We start from the raw sequence: 14,243 nt of genomic DNA on the forward strand, positions 1-14,243 counted from the left end.
AGTACAACAACTATAGACTTGTTCTACAATCTGATAAAGAGTGCAATGCCGAATTGATTGTTCAGGATTTTGAATAATCGCGCATAAAGTGATAGGAATTCAAGTGAACAAGCTGCAAGCCATGGAAGTTTTCATTCAAGTCGTCGACGCGGGCGGCTTTACGCGCGCGGCGGAAAACATGCAGCTGCCGAAAGCCACCGTCTCGACCCTGATCCAGTCGCTGGAAGCGAGCCTGTCGGTTAAGTTATTGAACCGCACCACGCGCCACGTCAGCATCACCTCGGATGGCGCCGCCTATTACGAACGCTGCGTGCGCATCCTGTCGGACGTGCGCGAAGCGGAAGAATCGTTGTCGCGCACGCGGCTGAGTCCCAGCGGGCGCCTGCGCGTGGACGCGCCCACGGCGCTGGCCAGCGAGCTGATCATCCCTGCCCTGCCCGACTTTTTTGCCCGCTACCCGGATATCTCGCTGGAACTCGGGTGCAGCGACCGCCCCGTCGACCTGATCGAGGAAGGTGTCGACTGCGCCGTGCGCGGCGGCGAACTGGGCGATTTGAACCTGATCGCGCGCCGCGTCGGCGTGCTGCACTTCATGACCTGCGCCTCGCCCGGCTACCTGGCCTACCACGGCACGCCGCAGCATCCGAACGACTTGCCGCGCCACCGGGGCGTGAATTTTTTCTCCGCCAAGACGGGCAAGACCTTCGAATGGGATTTCACGCGCGCCGGCGAACGCATCCAGATTGCCATGCCCAGCCATATCGCCCTGAACGACTCGAACGCCTACACGGCCGCCGGCCTGGCGGGCCTGGGCATCGTGCAAATGACGCACTTCATGCTTGCGCCCCTGATAGAACAGGGCAAAATGGTGGAATTGCTCAGTGAATGGGAATCCGACCCCTTGCCCATCCACGTGATCTATCCGCCCAACCGCCACCTGTCCGCCAAGGTGCGCGTGTTTGTCGAATGGGTCGCCGACATGTTTACCAACCACCCGGCCACGCAACTGAAGGGCAAGAGCAGCCTGCCCGGCGCGCGCGCCAACCTGACCGAGGCACAGCCATGACCGTAGCAGCAAGCATATCGCCGCACCCGCACCGCATCGTCTTTCTCGACCGCGACAGCCTGATCGCCAGCGTGCGCCGGCCCGCCTTTTCCCACAGCTGGGAAGAGCATGCGCACACCAGGGGCAGAGAGCAGACGGTGGCTCGCCTGCAAGGCGCCAGCATCGCCATCACCAACAAGGTGCCGCTGCGCGCGGCCGAGCTGGCGCAACTGCCGGACCTGCAAATGATCGCCGTGGCCGCCACCGGCACGGATATTGTCGACCTGGCCGCCTGCCGCGAACGGGGCATTGTCGTGGCGAATATCCGCGACTACGCGCGCGCCACCGTGCCCGAGCATACCCTGGCCCTGATGCTGGCCCTGCGGCGCCAACTGATCGCCTACCGCGCGGACGTGGAAGCGGGCCTGTGGCAGGCGTCCGACCGCTTCTGCCTGTTCGGCCACCCGATCCGCGACCTGGCGGGCAGCCGCCTGGGATTGCTCGGCTACGGCGCGCTGGGCAAGTCCGTGGCGCAGCTGGGTCGCGCCTTCGGCATGCAGGTACAGGTCCACAACCGTTCCCCCATCCAGGAAGGCGGCGTGACGCAAGTGAGTCTTGACGACTTGCTGGCCACCTCCGACGTGCTGAGCCTGCACCTGCCGCTGACGGAGGCCACGCGCAACATCATCGGCGCGCAAGAACTGGCGCGCATGCAGCCGACCGCCCTGCTGATCAATACGGCACGCGGCGGCCTGGTCGATGAAGCGGCGCTGGCCGATGCCCTGACACGCGGCGTGATCGGCGGCGCCGGCTTCGACGTGCTCTCCAAGGAGCCGCCCCTGCCCGACAACCCGCTGTTAAATTTGCGCCTGCCCAATTTCATCCTCACGCCGCACACGGCCTGGGCCAGTGGCGAAGCCATGCAGAAGCTGGCCGACATCCTGATCGGCAATGTGGAAGCGTTTGAGCGCGGTGTGCCCGTGAACGTGGTGGCATGAGCGTCTTGCGCGAGCTGGATGAACTGCTGTGCGGCGACGAAGATGACTACGCGCGCCTCGACCTGTTTCACGAAGCGGACGAGCTGATCGGGCAACTGCAGCCTGGCGAGGTGCCTGCCCTGCTGGTCCTGTGGCAGCGGCGCGGGGCAGGCTGGCAGCAACGTTTTACCCAGGCCAGCAGTTCCATCGACGGCGCCGTCTTGCGCGCGCTGCTGGCGGGCTTGCTGCGCCTGGGTGACACCGTGCACGGCATCTGCGCGCTGATGACGCGCTTGCCTGCGACGGCCGATTCCTCGCCCCTCAGCGACGCCCTGCTCGATTACGCGCAGCGCGCCTGGCAGGCGAACCCGGCGCGCCAGCGGCAAATCCAGATGAGCTGCTGGAGCTGCGGGCTGTCGGGCCGGCTGTTGAAGCGGCTGGGACTGGCTTCGTGGAAAGAAGCGGGCCTCTAGCCCTTCAGGCGACTCAAGCCGCCGCCGGCCGCTCGAAGGAAAACCCCGGCGCATATGCGTGATAGCCATCGAAATCGCCCTTGCCGATGGGTGCGCCATGGCTGCGCGCAATCGCATACGCCATGCTGAAGTGAAAGTAAAAATTCGGCAGAATATACAGATTCAAATACGCGTCGGCTGGCAGGGCGATGTCGGCAAAGCCGGCGCGGTCGCGGCAGATGCGCTCCGGCGCGCCATCGAAGCGCGCGGCGGGAATCTCCTGCAAGTAGCGCATGGTCTGCGCGATCTGCTCCTGCAAGCTGGCGGCGGCGCTGAAATCGGCCACGGCCAGCCCCGCCAGCGGGCAGCAGCCGCGCAGGGAAAAACTCACGGCCGCGCGCACTTGCTGGGCGAACGGCAGCATGTCCGGGTGCAAGCGCGCCGCCAGGATCTGCGGCTGGCCATCAAGCTTGTCGAGCATGGCGGAGAGCTGGGCCAGCGAGCGGCAAAAGACGGGAACGGGGTGGCTGTTCATCAATTCCTTGTGCAAGATTCAAGATAACTGGAGTGTGCCACAGCCACCCGCGTCCCCATAGTGCTAGCGCCGCTGCCTGCTGAAAAATTCCCAGATGATGTCATTCGCATCGATGGCGCGCGTCGTCTTGCCGATCGGCAGGCCCATATTGAACGCATCGGCACCGGGCCACGTATGGCCGCCGTCCTTGACAGTGATCAATGCCACCTGTTGCGCACCATTGCTTTGTTCCACCTGCGTCACCTGCGTATCGTCGCCGGGCACGCCAGAAAACAGGCGCGCCGGCGGTACAGCGCCGTCGATGCCATTGTGCTTGCGCCAATAGGCAAACGTTTCCTCGGCGGACAGATAGCCGCTATCCTTGCCTCCGTTCTTGCCTCCATACAAGACCACCTTGTCGGCCGTGCCGTGTATCAGCAGCATGCCCACCGGCGAAGGCGCGGCATGGTGATCGATGACGGGCACGGGCATCGGCGCGCCCACGGAGGCGACGGCCGCGAACTGCCTGGGCAATTCAGCCGCCAGGCGCAAGGCAAAGAAGCCGCCGCGCGACAGACCGGTGGCATAGATGCGCTTGTCATCGATGCGGTAGTCCTGCCTGAGCTTACTCAGCATGGCTTGCGTGAAACCGACGTCGTCCGTGCCCGCCAGGTAATCCATGCCGAACCCCACGTTCCAGTCCTGCCTGATGCCTTGCGGATAGACGACGATGAACCGGTGACGGTCGGCCGCCCTGTTCATCTGCGTGTACAGCATCTGCTCGGCCATGCTCATGCCGCCGCCATGGAAATTGAAGACGACGGGAAACGCTTGCTGCGGCCGGGATTGGTAAGACGGCGGCGTGTAGACGATGTAGCGGCGCTTGTCATCTTTATGGACGAGGCTGCTCACCTGGGCCAGCGCGGGGAAACTGCCAGCGGCCAGTACCAGCAGGCTGATCAGAAATTTCATGCGGTGCTCTCCTTGGGTCAATGGAGAACACAGCTTACGCAGACGCCGGTGAAATCGCGGTGAAATCCAGCCGCTTTATGCGCGCAGGCGCGGCAGGATATCGACCCGGTAGTGCGTGACGCCAGGATGGAAGGCGATGCTCCACTGCATGGCCTGCGCCACGCGGGCCAGCAGGCTTTGTCCATGCGCAAAACCCTGGATGCGCCGCGGCTGGCCCGCCGCCACGGTATTGACGATGCTCAGGCAGCCTTGCGCATACGCAATTTTCAGCTGGCAATCCGGACCGCCGTGGAACAGCGCATTCGCCAGACAGTTATTGACGAGCAACATGGCCAGCTGCGGATTGCCGACAGCGTCCAGCCGCCCGGGCAAGTCCAGGGCCAGCCCGCTGGCATCCCAGCGGTGCTCGTCGAGCAGGCGCAGCAGAGATTGTTCGATGCAGCCGCGCAGCTCCAGCGGCTCGCCCGGCAACTGTTCCGCGCGCGCCAGCGCGAACAGCACGTCGATGGTGGCGCGCATCTCGTCCGTAGCTTGCCGCAGCTGCGCCTGCGCCTGGCTATCCAGGGTCTGCGCTTGGGCCAGTGCCAGGGTGTTGTGCAGCAAGGTCAGCGGCGTGCGCAATTCATGGCTGACGTCGCGGGCGAACGCGTGTTCGCGCTGCAGGGCTGCCTGCAGTTCCATGAACGTGGTTTCCAGGCGGCGTGCCAGGAAACCGATCTCGTCAGGACGCTCGCGCTCGCTGAAGCGCACCGTGGCGCCAGGCGCCAGCAGCCTGGCTTCCTCTGCCAGCCGCTGCAACGGCCGCACCAGGCGCCGTGCCAGCCAGTACGCGAGCAGCAGGGCCAGGGCCACCAGCGCCAGCGCGACACCGGCCACGACACCGCCCACCTCCTGCGCCAGCCGCTGCACCACCAGCACGGGCGCCACGTCGGCCAGCAGATAGGCGCGCACCGGCTTGCCACCGGTCACGAGGTCGAGTGCCAGCGCGTGATAGTGCTGGCCCGTGCCGGTAAATACTTCGGCGCGCGGCGCTGCTGGCGACAATTGTTCACGCACCACTTGCGGCAGGTCGGCGTAGCTGGCGCAAGTCTTGATGAGATCGTTACCGGATGGCGTCAGCTTGCCGTCCTGCTGCCAGCGCGCGCTAACGGCCACCGCTTCGCGCTCGAGCAGGCGCTGCACCAGCATGTCTTCCGTCACATAGGCGATCACCAGCGCCAGGCCCGTGTAGCACAGGCACAGCAAAACAGCAAAGCCGGCCAGCGCGGCAAACAGGCTGCGGCGGATCGTTTTAGCCACCGTCGCCACCTTCCGCATCGAAGGCCAGGCGGTAGCCCAGCTGCGGTATCGTCACCAGCACGCCTGCGCCGCCGGCCAGGTCCAGCTGCTTGCGCAGTGCGTAGATGTGCGATTTGAGGGCGTCGCTGTCCGGCGGCTGGCTGCCCCACAAGTGTTGCAGCAAGGCCGAGCGCGAGACGGCGTGCGGATGTTCGCGGCACAGCAGCAGCAGGATATTGAAACCCGTCTGCGTGAGGGGCAGCGCCACGTCACGGTACAGGGCGCGTCCTTCGCGCGTCAGCAAGGTGACCACGCCCACGCGCATTTCCTGCCGCACGTGCAGCTGCCGCCGCCGCGCCAGCGCCTCGCAGCGCAGGGCCACTTCGCGCAGGTCGAACGGCTTGGTCAGATAATCGTCGGCGCCATCGCGAAAGCCGCGCGCCTTGTCTTCGTACGCGTCGCGCGCCGTCAGCATCAGCACGGGCACATTGATGGGCGCACCGGCCTTGATGGCGCGGCACACTTGCAAGCCATCCATGTCGGGCAGGTTCAGGTCCAGCAGCACCACGTCATAGCTGTTCTGCGTTGCCAGCTGCACGCCCAGCGCGCCCGTGGCAGCATGGTCCGTCTGCCATTGCAAGCCATCAAGAAAATCAAGCACCTGGCGCGCGATGCCTGCATGGTCTTCCACCAGCAGGATGCTCAGGCGGCGTGTCATGCCAGGCTGGCGATGCGCGCATACAGCCAGAAGTTGCCTGGCTTGCCGCGCACCAGGCGGTAGCTGCGCAGATAGCCTTCGCGCGCGAAAGCGCAGCGTTCCAGCACGCGGATCGAACGCAGATTGCTGTCCAGCACGGTGGCCTGGATGCGCAGCAAGCCAAGATGTTGCATGCCCCAGTCCGTCACGGAGTCGACGAGGGAACTGGCGACGCCCCGGTTCCAGATGGCCGGCGCCAGGTCGTAGGCGATTTCCGCCGTGCGGTTTTGCGGGGACACGGCATTGAAGCCGACGGTGCCCACCAGCTGGCCGCCCTCGCGCAACACCACGGCCAGGCGGATCGGCGACGCCGGGTCGTTGGCCTCGTAGGCATCGAAATTGGCTTGCAGGTCATCGATGGAGCGCAAGTTCCAGCTCGTGTGCTCGACGACAGCGGGCTCGGCCAAGTAGGCATACCAGGCAGGCGCATCGCCGCGCACGAGGTGGCGCAGCGTTACCAGCGGGTGCTGGCAACTGGGCAACTTGTCAACGATCATCGCTGTCTCCTTTCAGTCAACCGGGCAATCGGCGGCCAGCCAGGCGTGGAAATCCTCGGCGGCCAGCTCGAAATCGTCGCGCTGCATGGAACCGTGGCCAACCAGGTACACGGCGCGCTCATCCTCGTCCAGCGCCAGCATCACGGCGCGCCCGCCGCCATCGTCGCCGATGGTGATGAAGCCGGGACAGAATTGCCGCGTCTCATAGGTTTCGTTGCGCTCCATTAAGCTCTCTGCGCCGTACAGAAATACCTGCTCGCCGCGCATGTCTTCGTCCCAGTCCCTGAGGAAGGCCACGTAGTGAGCGGGCAAGGCGTGGCCCAGCCATTCTTGGAACGCCTCGACCGCCTGCTGGCTCACGCCACTCCCTTGCGCCGCGCTTCCCACGTGCGCCGCAGCAAACCGTACAAGGCCGAGTCGCTGACGTGGCCGCCGACGATCCAGCGTTCGGGCAGGAAACCTTCGCGGTTGAAACCCTGGCGCTCCAGGGCGCTGGCCGAGCCGGCGTTGAGCGGGTCGATGTCCGCTTCCAGGCGGTTCAGGTCGCGTTCGATGAAGGCGTATTCCAGCAGCGCCGACAAGGCTTCGTGCATATAGCCCTTGCCCCAGTACGGGCGGCCCAGCGCATAGCCGATCTCGGCGCGGCGGTTCAGGCGATGCTCGGAAAACAGGCTGCAGCTGCCCAGGCATTCCCCGGTTTCCTTCAGTTCGATGGCGAAACGGAAAAATTCCTCTTGCTCGAAGGCGGCGATATCCTCGGCGATCTGTTTTGTGGCGCGGCCCGCATCTTCCCATGGCGGTTCACTGAAATAGCGCATCACCTCGGGATCGCTATGCATGGCGAACAGGGCCGCCTCATCGGATGGCTGCGGCTTGCGCAGGATCAGGCGGTCGGTGGTAATGGTTTTGGCGTAAGTCATGAATGCGAATCCTGGTTGAAACGGACAATCCTTATTATTCCATGCAACTATAAGAATGTGGCAACTTTGTGACGGTGCTTTTAATGTAGTATGGCAACATTTTTACCCTATCTTTGACCCAACTTCATGATTCGCCCATGCACGCAGTAAAGACCGCAGCAGACGCTGGCCCGCCCCAGCCCGACGACTTGCACAGCCACAAGCGGCCTGCGCTCATCTGGTCCAGCATCGCCTTTTTCTCCATGTGCGCGCTGCTGCTTGGCATGACCGTCTGGATCGTCTGGTCCTCGCACACGGTGCGCCTGCGCGAAGCGGGCGCGACAACGGAAAACATGGCCCGCGCCCTGGCCTCGCAAGCCTACATGGAACTGGAAGTGGCCGACGTGATGCTGGAAGATATCGCCGAACACGTGCGCAACGAAGGCAATAACGACCATACGGGCGAGCGCCTGGAATCCCATCTGGTGCAGCTGTCGCGCAATATCGTGGAAATTGCCGGCATCTTCATTTTTGACAGCCAGGGCGACTGGCTTGCCACCTCGGCCGGCACGGGACAGGAAGGCAACAATGCCGACCGCGACTACTTTATCTATCATAAGACACACAAGCAGCTGGGCAGCCGCATCAGTGCGCCGGTGCTCAGCAAATCGACGGGTAAATGGGTCTTGCCCGTGTCGCGCCGGGTCGAGTCGGCGGACGGTTCTTTTGCCGGCGTGGTGCTGGTCACGCTGGGGCTGGCTTCCTTTGAGCGCATCTACGACAGCCTGAACCTTGGCAATACGGGCACGGCATTCTTTGCCCTCGATGACGGCACGCTGATTTACCGGCGCCCGTTCCAGCCCGAGATCATCGGCATGGATATTTCCTCCGGCGCCCTCTTGCGCGCCTACCGCGAGAAAGGGCCGGTCGGCACGGCCATGATGACGGCCAAGGTGGACGAAATCGAACGGCTGTACAGCTACCGCCACCTGGAGCGCTTTCCCGTCATCGTGGCGGCGGGCTTGTCGAAGGAGGACATTTTCGCCGAATGGCAGCGTCTGAGCATCCAGATCGTGCTGGCCTCGCTGGTGGCGGGGGCGGCATTGCTGTACCTGTTCCGCAAGCTGATGCTGCAGTTCGCGCTGCGCGACCGCATCGAGGCCAGCCTGCGCCTGGCCACGGCCGAGCTGCAGCACGCGAATGCCGACCTGGCGGCGCACGCCTCGCAGGACGGCTTGACGGGCCTGGCCAACCGCCGCTGCTTCGATGAAAAACTGGCAGATGAATTGCACCGTGCGCAGCGCGGCGGGCATGACGTCTCGCTGATCATGATGGACGTCGATTTCTTCAAGAAATTCAATGACCAGTATGGCCATGTGGCGGGCGACGCCTGCCTGCAAGCCGTGGCCGGCGCCGTGGCGCGCAGCGTGGGACGAGAAGAAGACCTGGCGGCCCGCTACGGCGGCGAAGAGTTCGCCGTGATCATGCCGCAAACCGATGCCGCCGGCGCCCTGCAAGTTGCCGAAGCCATCCGCATGGCGGTGGAAGCCTTGCAGATTGCGCACGCTGCCAGCGCCAACGGCGTCGTGACCATCAGTCTGGGCGCCGCCACGCTACGGCCGAGCCAAGACCGGCAAGCCACCAGCAGCGAACTGATACGCCAGGCCGACGCCCTGCTGTACCAGTCGAAAAACAGCGGGCGCAACCGCGTCAGCAGCCACATGCCACCCGCATAAAGCCAGCCACTCCATGCCAAGAATCCATATCACCTTGCCCGTCGCTATCGCCGCACTGGCCGTCTGGCTGGGATTGACTTTGGGCGTGCGCTGGTTCGCCTCCGCCGGCCACCTGACCGTGGAGGCGGCCGTCAGCAACGGCATCGGCCTGTCGTGGACACTGGCCGCGCTGTTCTCGCTGCTGCTGGTGCTGGCGTCCGACCGGCGCCGCGCCGTAGGCCTGTACCCACCGCAGCCCTTGAAAACCTTCTGGCTGGTCTGGCCGCCCTTGGTGTATGCGCTGCTGATGCTGTTGCTGGCCTGGGCCGGCGGCTGGCCCATGCCGCGCGTGCTGCTGATGGTGGCGTGCAATGCGGCCCTGGTGGCCGTGTCGGAAGAGCTGATGTTCCGTGGTATCTTGCTGCAAGGCATGCTGGAGCGCCATGCAGTCTGGCCGGCCGTGCTGATATCTTCGGCGCTGTTCGGCGTGGTGCACACCACCAATGGCCTGGCCACGGGCGACTTCAGCGGCGCCTTGTGGCAGGCCGTGGCCGCCGCCTTGCAGGGCGTCGGCTATGCGGCCATCCGCCTGCGCACCCGCTCGGTCTGGCCCATGGTCCTCGTGCATGGCGTCTGGGATTTCGCGCTGGTGACGGCGACCTTGTCCGATACGGCCGAGGACAGCATATCGATCCTGCCATATGCGGCCCTGCTGGCCGTGCTGCCGCTGTGCCTGTACGGCGTCTACCTGCTGCGCCCCAGCCAGCGGGCCGCCCTGGCACCGGCCGATGCCGCCGCGTAGCAGCAAGATTTTTCCACTGTCCCTGCCTGAAAGGATTGCCGCGTGACGTACTTTGCCCGTGATTATGCTGTCTACCTGCTGCTGGCCGCGCCCGATGCGCCGGGGCTGTGGAACGCGGCACAATGGATGCCGTTCGCGGTTGCCATCACGCCCGTCGTGGCGCAGGCACGCGGCGGCAAGGCTGCCGTGCGCAGCCATCAATACAATCCCAAGGGCAGGTCGATCCCGTTCGGACGCCTGGGCTGGAATGATAAATCGCATGCCAAGTGGGCGCACACGCCAGCGACCAGCGACGCGCGCTTCATGAGCCTGGAAGCATGGGCGCCCGCCTGGACCGTCTGTGAAAAGGAGAATCAGGCGCCCGACCTGTTCCTGGCCCTGGCCAATGAATCGCTGCTGGGCCTGCCGGGCAAGACCCTGCAGTTCAGCCAGCGCCTGGTCTGCGCCATTGCCACGGACATGGGCGACGATGCCGCCGCCACTTTGCGGCTGGCGCTGGCGCAGCTGGCCACGCAGCAGCAGGCCGTCCTCTTCGCCCACACACGGTGCCAGTGGGGCCACCCCTCTGGCTACGGCGGTTTCACGCGCGCCATCCAGGACATGCTGATTGGCGGCCTGTTCCGGCAAGACGACCCGCATGCGCAGCCGCTTGATGCGGCGGCGTTCCAGCAGACGTGGACCCGCATCGACCTGTCGCCAGAGCAATCCTGAGGGTACTGCCATGCAACGCCTGTCACGCCTGCTCTTCATTCCCCTGCTCTGCATCAGCGCCCATGCGGGGGCCGTTGAGCTCAGCGGCATCATCCGCAGCAACGGCGCGCCGCTGCCGCCCGCCATCATCATCACTGCCGAACTCAGCCCTGGCAAGACGTACAGCGTCGGCCAGGCCGAGAACGGCCGCTACCGCATCGACGTGCCGGAACGCACCCGGCTGGCGCTGCTCGTGCGGGCACCGCAATGGGAGGCGGAACCGAAGATGATTCATGCTGCGTCAACGGCCGGCGCGCCGGACTTCCTGCTGTATCGCACGGCGGTGCCGGAAGCGGCGCTGGCGCAGGAGTTGCTGGCCATGGAGAAAGACGACCGGGCAGCCCGCGCGGACTGGCCGGCAAGCGGGCCCGACCTGCCGGCGCGCCAGCGCATGCGCGAAACGGACGCGAGGAACGAAGCGCGATTGCGCCACATCATCGCCAGCAAAGGCTGGCCCACGCAGACGATGGTCGGCTACAAGGCGGCGGCCAGCGCGTGGCTGATCGCCCAGCATGGCTCGGACGCCTTCCTCAAAAGCAGCCTGGCGCTGATGCGCGCGGCGGCCGCGCAAGGTGAAATCACGCCGTCCAGGCTGGCCCTGGCGATCGACCGTGACTTGACCAATGACAAGCTGCCGCAGCTGTACGGCAGCCAGTTTCAGACGGGCAGCGATGGCAGGAGCGTCGCTTTCCCCATCGCCGATCCGCAGCACCTGGAGCAGCGCCGCGCCAGCATGGGCATGGAGCCGTATGCGCAATACCGGCAGTCCTTCGAGTAAGCACGCTGGCATTGACAAGGCCAAGTCCGCATGGCATCGTTACCCCATGCACGCGACCACCACTTCCCTGCCCGCCATTATTGCCGCCATTTCAACGCTGGTGGCTTAGCAGGATAGTCGTTGCCAAAGCCGCCTGAGAGGCGGCTTTGATGTGCAGCACCCGTCAAGACGTCTCGCAGGTTTTATTTCTTTTCTAGCGAGCGAACATGACCTCTACTTCCAGCACCAGCGCGTCCCCTACCCTGCACCTCGTGTGCGGCAAGATTGCCTCCGGAAAATCCACCCTGACAGCCCGGCTGGCCAGCGCGCCACAGACCGTGCGCATCAGCGAAGACAGCTTGCTGGCGCAGCTGTATCCGGGCCAGATTGCCAGCCTGGCCGACTACCTTGCCTGCGCGGCGCGCCTGCGCGCGGCCATCGCGCCACTGGCCCTGCAGCTGCTGCGCGCGGGCGTGTCCGTCGTGCTCGATTTCCCTGCGAATACGCCGGCCAGCCGTGCCTGGATGCGCGAACTGTTCCAGCAGGCGGGCGTGCCGCACGTGCTGCATTACCTCGACGTGCCGGACGAGGAATGCAAGGCACGCTTGCGCCAGCGCAATGCAAGCGGGCTGCATCCGTTCTCCACCAGCGATGCTGATTTTGACGCCATCACGCGCCACTTCGTGCCGCCCGCTGCTTCGGAAGGTTTTTGCATCGTTCAACCTGGCAGTTAATCCTTGCCGGCGGCCTGGCGGCGGCAGCTTGTGCAATTTCGACCAGGATGCTTTTTTTGACATGTCTTCGTTTCGGCTGATACTCTGCATGTCTCACAATAAGAAACAGGACAGCATTCCGTGAAAATAATAAAGTTCGCCGGCAGCGGCCTGGCCATTCTGCTTGCCTTGCTGGCTGGATCTGCCCAGGCGCAATATGCGCCGGTCGATGCCGAGCGGACAAAGAACGAGGCAGCGGCCAAACTGATGCTTGAATCCTTGAAAGAGACCAGATATTGGATCGTTCCCAATCCACAAGCCATCTCGCGCTATGAGTTCCAGGAATTGGACGAGGACGGGAATCCCGCTGAAAAAAAAAGTTTGTCGTCACGGAAACGACGAGTTTCACCGTGCATAGCTATGTAGATAAAGACTTCCGGCACTATGCGCGGATCGTCTTCGAAGATGACAAAGACGCGGCGCTGGAGATCTCCAACTATCTATTCGATTCCAGGCCGGGACCGCTGACGCTATTTCGCAATGTGTACGATCCGGCCAAACGCTCGCGGTTGGATTTTGTCGAGTATCTTTTCACCTCGCCGCCCAAAGATATCGAGATAGCAGAGGCGAAAGAAGGCATCCTGGAAATTATCTTCGAGACCTCCCTGCGAGCAAAAGGCGACGTCAACATTGGCATGAGCGCGAAGCAGGTACGCGCCTCCGGCTGGGGAAAACCTGTCAGCATGCACAAAATATCCGATGCGGCCGGCGCGCACGAAGAGTGGTTATACGAAAGCAGGCGTTCCTTGCTTTTCACAAATGGCAGACTGGCCTCCATCCGGCGCTGAGACGCGACAGCAAGGCCAGGCCATTGCCGCCGCACCGGCCTTAAAACGTGCCTGGCAGCAGGATTTTCTTGTCCACCTGCTGCAAGTCGCGCAAGCCGCAAAATGCCATCGTCAGGTCGAGTTCATTACGCAGGATATCCAGGCATTTGGTGACGCCCGGGCCGCCCATGGCGCCCAGGCCGTATAAGAACGGGCGGCCGATGTACACGCCTTTCGCGCCCAGGGCCACGGCCTTGATCACGTCCTGGCCCGAGCGGATGCCGCCATCCATGTGCACTTCGATCTGGCTGCCGACGGTGTCGACGATGGCCGGCAAGGCTTCGATCGACGATTGCGCGCCGTCCAGCTGGCGCCCGCCATGGTTGGAGACGATCAGCGCGTCGGCGCCGCTTGCCACGGCCAGGCGCGCGTCTTCCGCATCCATGATGCCCTTGATGATCAGCTTGCCGCCCCAGCGCTGCTTGATCCATTCCACGTCGGCCCACGACAGGCTGAGGTCGAACTGCTGCTGCGTCCAGGCCGACAGCGACGACATGTCGGAGACGGAAGTGGCATGGCCGACGATATTGCCGAAGCCGCGGCGTTTCGTGCCCAGCATGCCCATCACCCAGCGCGGCTTGGTAGCCATGTTGATGATGTTGGGAATCGTCAGTTTCGGCGGCGCCGACAGGCCGTTGCGCAAGTCCTTGTGGCGCTGGCCCAGCACCTGCAAATCCAGCGTCAAGACCAGCGCGCCGCAGTTGGCCGCCTTGGCGCGGTCGATCAGGCGGTTGATGAACTCGCGGTCTTTCATCACGTACAGCTGGAACCAGAATGGTTTTGTCGTGTTCGCCGCCACGTCCTCGATCGAGCAGATGCTCATGGTCGACAGGGTGAACGGCACGCCGAATTTTTCAGCGGCCTGGGCCGCGAGGATTTCGCCATCCGCATGCTGCATGCCCGTCAAGCCCGTGGGCGACAGGGCCACCGGCATCGCCACGTGCTGGCCTACCATGGTCGAAGCGAGGCTCCGGTTTTCCAGGTTGACGGCCACGCGCTGGCGGAACTTGATCTTGGCGAAATCGCTGTTGTTGGCGCGATACGTCGATTCCGTCCAGGAGCCGGAATCGGCGTAGTCGTAAAACATGCGCGGCACCCGTTGCTGGGCCAGCACGCGCAAGTCTTCGATGCAGGTGATGATACTCATGCGTTTCCTCGGTCGATGGCAAGTCGGACCATGATCGTGCATTTGCCCGCAATTGTCTATCCGGCAGGCAAGTCTGACTGG

Annotated in this window: 18 protein-coding genes; 10 read left to right on the forward strand and 8 right to left on the reverse strand. The window is 64.0% G+C overall.

The window, feature by feature from the left end; translation table 11 throughout:
• Window positions 1–103 precede the first annotated feature (103 nt).
• From JaAD80_RS04735 to JaAD80_RS04745, 3 genes are read left to right on the forward strand one after another with little or no spacing between them, the layout of a single operon-like run.
• The gene (locus JaAD80_RS04735) at window positions 104–1,066 is read left to right on the forward strand and encodes a LysR family transcriptional regulator (RefSeq protein WP_102293113.1); all 963 of its coding nucleotides are present in this window, start codon (window positions 104–106) and stop codon (window positions 1,064–1,066) included.
• Window positions 1,063–2,043, forward strand: coding sequence for a D-2-hydroxyacid dehydrogenase (locus JaAD80_RS04740; protein ID WP_102293114.1), 981 nt, complete (start codon window positions 1,063–1,065; stop codon window positions 2,041–2,043). The genes JaAD80_RS04735 and JaAD80_RS04740 overlap by 4 nt, the downstream gene beginning before the upstream one ends.
• On the forward strand, window positions 2,040–2,495 hold the full coding sequence (locus JaAD80_RS04745) for a hypothetical protein (RefSeq protein ID WP_102293115.1): 456 nt from the start codon (window positions 2,040–2,042) through the stop codon (window positions 2,493–2,495). Before JaAD80_RS04740 ends, JaAD80_RS04745 begins: the two co-directional genes overlap by 4 nt.
• A 13-nt stretch (window positions 2,496–2,508) precedes the next feature.
• Here the strand turns inward: JaAD80_RS04745 and JaAD80_RS04750 are convergent, their stop codons facing one another.
• From JaAD80_RS04750 to JaAD80_RS04780, 7 genes are all read right to left on the reverse strand, one after another.
• A complete protein-coding gene (locus JaAD80_RS04750) occupies window positions 2,509–3,009 on the reverse strand; it encodes a DUF1993 domain-containing protein (protein ID WP_102293238.1) in 501 nt (166 codons plus the stop codon).
• Between the two features lie 63 nt (window positions 3,010–3,072).
• Window positions 3,073–3,960, reverse strand: a complete 888-nt coding sequence (locus JaAD80_RS04755; RefSeq protein ID WP_102293116.1) for a PHB depolymerase family esterase — start codon at window positions 3,958–3,960, stop codon at window positions 3,073–3,075.
• Between the two features lie 75 nt (window positions 3,961–4,035).
• Window positions 4,036–5,259, reverse strand: coding sequence for a HAMP domain-containing sensor histidine kinase (locus tag JaAD80_RS04760; RefSeq protein ID WP_102293239.1), 1,224 nt, complete (start codon window positions 5,257–5,259; stop codon window positions 4,036–4,038).
• Window positions 5,252–5,956, reverse strand: a complete 705-nt coding sequence (locus JaAD80_RS04765; protein WP_102293117.1) for a response regulator transcription factor — start codon at window positions 5,954–5,956, stop codon at window positions 5,252–5,254. Before JaAD80_RS04765 ends, JaAD80_RS04760 begins: the two co-directional genes overlap by 8 nt.
• The gene (locus JaAD80_RS04770) at window positions 5,953–6,492 is read right to left on the reverse strand and encodes a GNAT family N-acetyltransferase (RefSeq protein WP_102293118.1); all 540 of its coding nucleotides are present in this window, start codon (window positions 6,490–6,492) and stop codon (window positions 5,953–5,955) included. Before JaAD80_RS04770 ends, JaAD80_RS04765 begins: the two co-directional genes overlap by 4 nt.
• A gap of 12 nt (window positions 6,493–6,504) precedes the next feature.
• Window positions 6,505–6,852: an SMI1/KNR4 family protein gene (locus tag JaAD80_RS04775; protein ID WP_180979302.1), complete on the reverse strand. Its 348-nt coding sequence runs from the start codon at window positions 6,850–6,852 to the stop codon at window positions 6,505–6,507.
• Window positions 6,849–7,412, reverse strand: a complete 564-nt coding sequence (locus JaAD80_RS04780; RefSeq protein ID WP_102293119.1) for a GNAT family N-acetyltransferase — start codon at window positions 7,410–7,412, stop codon at window positions 6,849–6,851. The genes JaAD80_RS04775 and JaAD80_RS04780 overlap by 4 nt, the downstream gene beginning before the upstream one ends.
• Before the next feature lie 137 nt (window positions 7,413–7,549).
• Between JaAD80_RS04780 and JaAD80_RS04785 the strand changes: the two genes are divergently transcribed.
• From JaAD80_RS04785 to JaAD80_RS04810, 7 genes are all read left to right on the forward strand, one after another.
• Window positions 7,550–9,127, forward strand: coding sequence for a sensor domain-containing diguanylate cyclase (locus JaAD80_RS04785; protein ID WP_102293120.1), 1,578 nt, complete (start codon window positions 7,550–7,552; stop codon window positions 9,125–9,127).
• Between the two features lie 13 nt (window positions 9,128–9,140).
• Window positions 9,141–9,908: a CPBP family intramembrane glutamic endopeptidase gene (locus JaAD80_RS04790; RefSeq protein ID WP_102293121.1), complete on the forward strand. Its 768-nt coding sequence runs from the start codon at window positions 9,141–9,143 to the stop codon at window positions 9,906–9,908.
• Between the two features lie 42 nt (window positions 9,909–9,950).
• Entirely contained in the window at window positions 9,951–10,619 is a 669-nt protein-coding gene (locus tag JaAD80_RS04795) for a hypothetical protein (RefSeq protein ID WP_102293122.1), read from the forward strand.
• A 10-nt stretch (window positions 10,620–10,629) separates the two neighbouring features.
• Complete coding sequence (locus tag JaAD80_RS04800; RefSeq protein WP_102293123.1) at window positions 10,630–11,436, forward strand: DUF6624 domain-containing protein; 807 nt, start codon at window positions 10,630–10,632, stop codon at window positions 11,434–11,436.
• Window positions 11,437–11,642: 206 nt separating this feature from the next.
• Window positions 11,643–12,149, forward strand: a complete 507-nt coding sequence (locus JaAD80_RS04805; protein WP_102293124.1) for an ATP-binding protein — start codon at window positions 11,643–11,645, stop codon at window positions 12,147–12,149.
• Between the two features lie 120 nt (window positions 12,150–12,269).
• Entirely contained in the window at window positions 12,270–12,554 is a 285-nt protein-coding gene (locus tag JaAD80_RS30120; RefSeq protein ID WP_146012255.1) for a hypothetical protein, read from the forward strand.
• Window positions 12,539–12,976, forward strand: a complete 438-nt coding sequence (locus JaAD80_RS04810; protein WP_102293125.1) for a hypothetical protein — start codon at window positions 12,539–12,541, stop codon at window positions 12,974–12,976. The genes JaAD80_RS30120 and JaAD80_RS04810 overlap by 16 nt, the downstream gene beginning before the upstream one ends.
• Before the next feature lie 40 nt (window positions 12,977–13,016).
• Here JaAD80_RS04810 and JaAD80_RS04815 read toward each other — a convergent pair whose 3' ends face one another.
• Window positions 13,017–14,162, reverse strand: a complete 1,146-nt coding sequence (locus JaAD80_RS04815) for an alpha-hydroxy acid oxidase (protein WP_102293126.1) — start codon at window positions 14,160–14,162, stop codon at window positions 13,017–13,019.
• Between the last annotated feature and the right edge of the window lie 81 nt (window positions 14,163–14,243).

The organism is Janthinobacterium sp. AD80 (assembly GCF_002878455.1).
Lineage (GTDB): Bacteria > Pseudomonadota > Gammaproteobacteria > Burkholderiales > Burkholderiaceae_D > Janthinobacterium.

What these genes read in the sequence shown, in the direction of transcription:
- JaAD80_RS04815 (WP_102293126.1), bottom strand. Translation starts at nt 14,162, where the DNA reads ATGAGTATCATCACCTGCATCGAAGACTTGCGCGTGCTGGCCCAGCAA.
- JaAD80_RS04805 (WP_102293124.1), top strand. Translation starts at nt 11,643, where the DNA reads ATGACCTCTACTTCCAGCACCAGCGCGTCCCCTACCCTGCACCTCGTG.
- JaAD80_RS04780 (WP_102293119.1), bottom strand. Translation starts at nt 7,412, where the DNA reads ATGACTTACGCCAAAACCATTACCACCGACCGCCTGATCCTGCGCAAG.
- JaAD80_RS04785 (WP_102293120.1), top strand. Translation starts at nt 7,550, where the DNA reads ATGCACGCAGTAAAGACCGCAGCAGACGCTGGCCCGCCCCAGCCCGAC.
- JaAD80_RS04800 (WP_102293123.1), top strand. Translation starts at nt 10,630, where the DNA reads ATGCAACGCCTGTCACGCCTGCTCTTCATTCCCCTGCTCTGCATCAGC.
- JaAD80_RS04750 (WP_102293238.1), bottom strand. Translation starts at nt 3,009, where the DNA reads ATGAACAGCCACCCCGTTCCCGTCTTTTGCCGCTCGCTGGCCCAGCTC.
- JaAD80_RS04765 (WP_102293117.1), bottom strand. Translation starts at nt 5,956, where the DNA reads ATGACACGCCGCCTGAGCATCCTGCTGGTGGAAGACCATGCAGGCATC.
- JaAD80_RS04770 (WP_102293118.1), bottom strand. Translation starts at nt 6,492, where the DNA reads ATGATCGTTGACAAGTTGCCCAGTTGCCAGCACCCGCTGGTAACGCTG.
- JaAD80_RS04745 (WP_102293115.1), top strand. Translation starts at nt 2,040, where the DNA reads ATGAGCGTCTTGCGCGAGCTGGATGAACTGCTGTGCGGCGACGAAGAT.
- JaAD80_RS04740 (WP_102293114.1), top strand. Translation starts at nt 1,063, where the DNA reads ATGACCGTAGCAGCAAGCATATCGCCGCACCCGCACCGCATCGTCTTT.
- JaAD80_RS04755 (WP_102293116.1), bottom strand. Translation starts at nt 3,960, where the DNA reads ATGAAATTTCTGATCAGCCTGCTGGTACTGGCCGCTGGCAGTTTCCCC.
- JaAD80_RS04790 (WP_102293121.1), top strand. Translation starts at nt 9,141, where the DNA reads ATGCCAAGAATCCATATCACCTTGCCCGTCGCTATCGCCGCACTGGCC.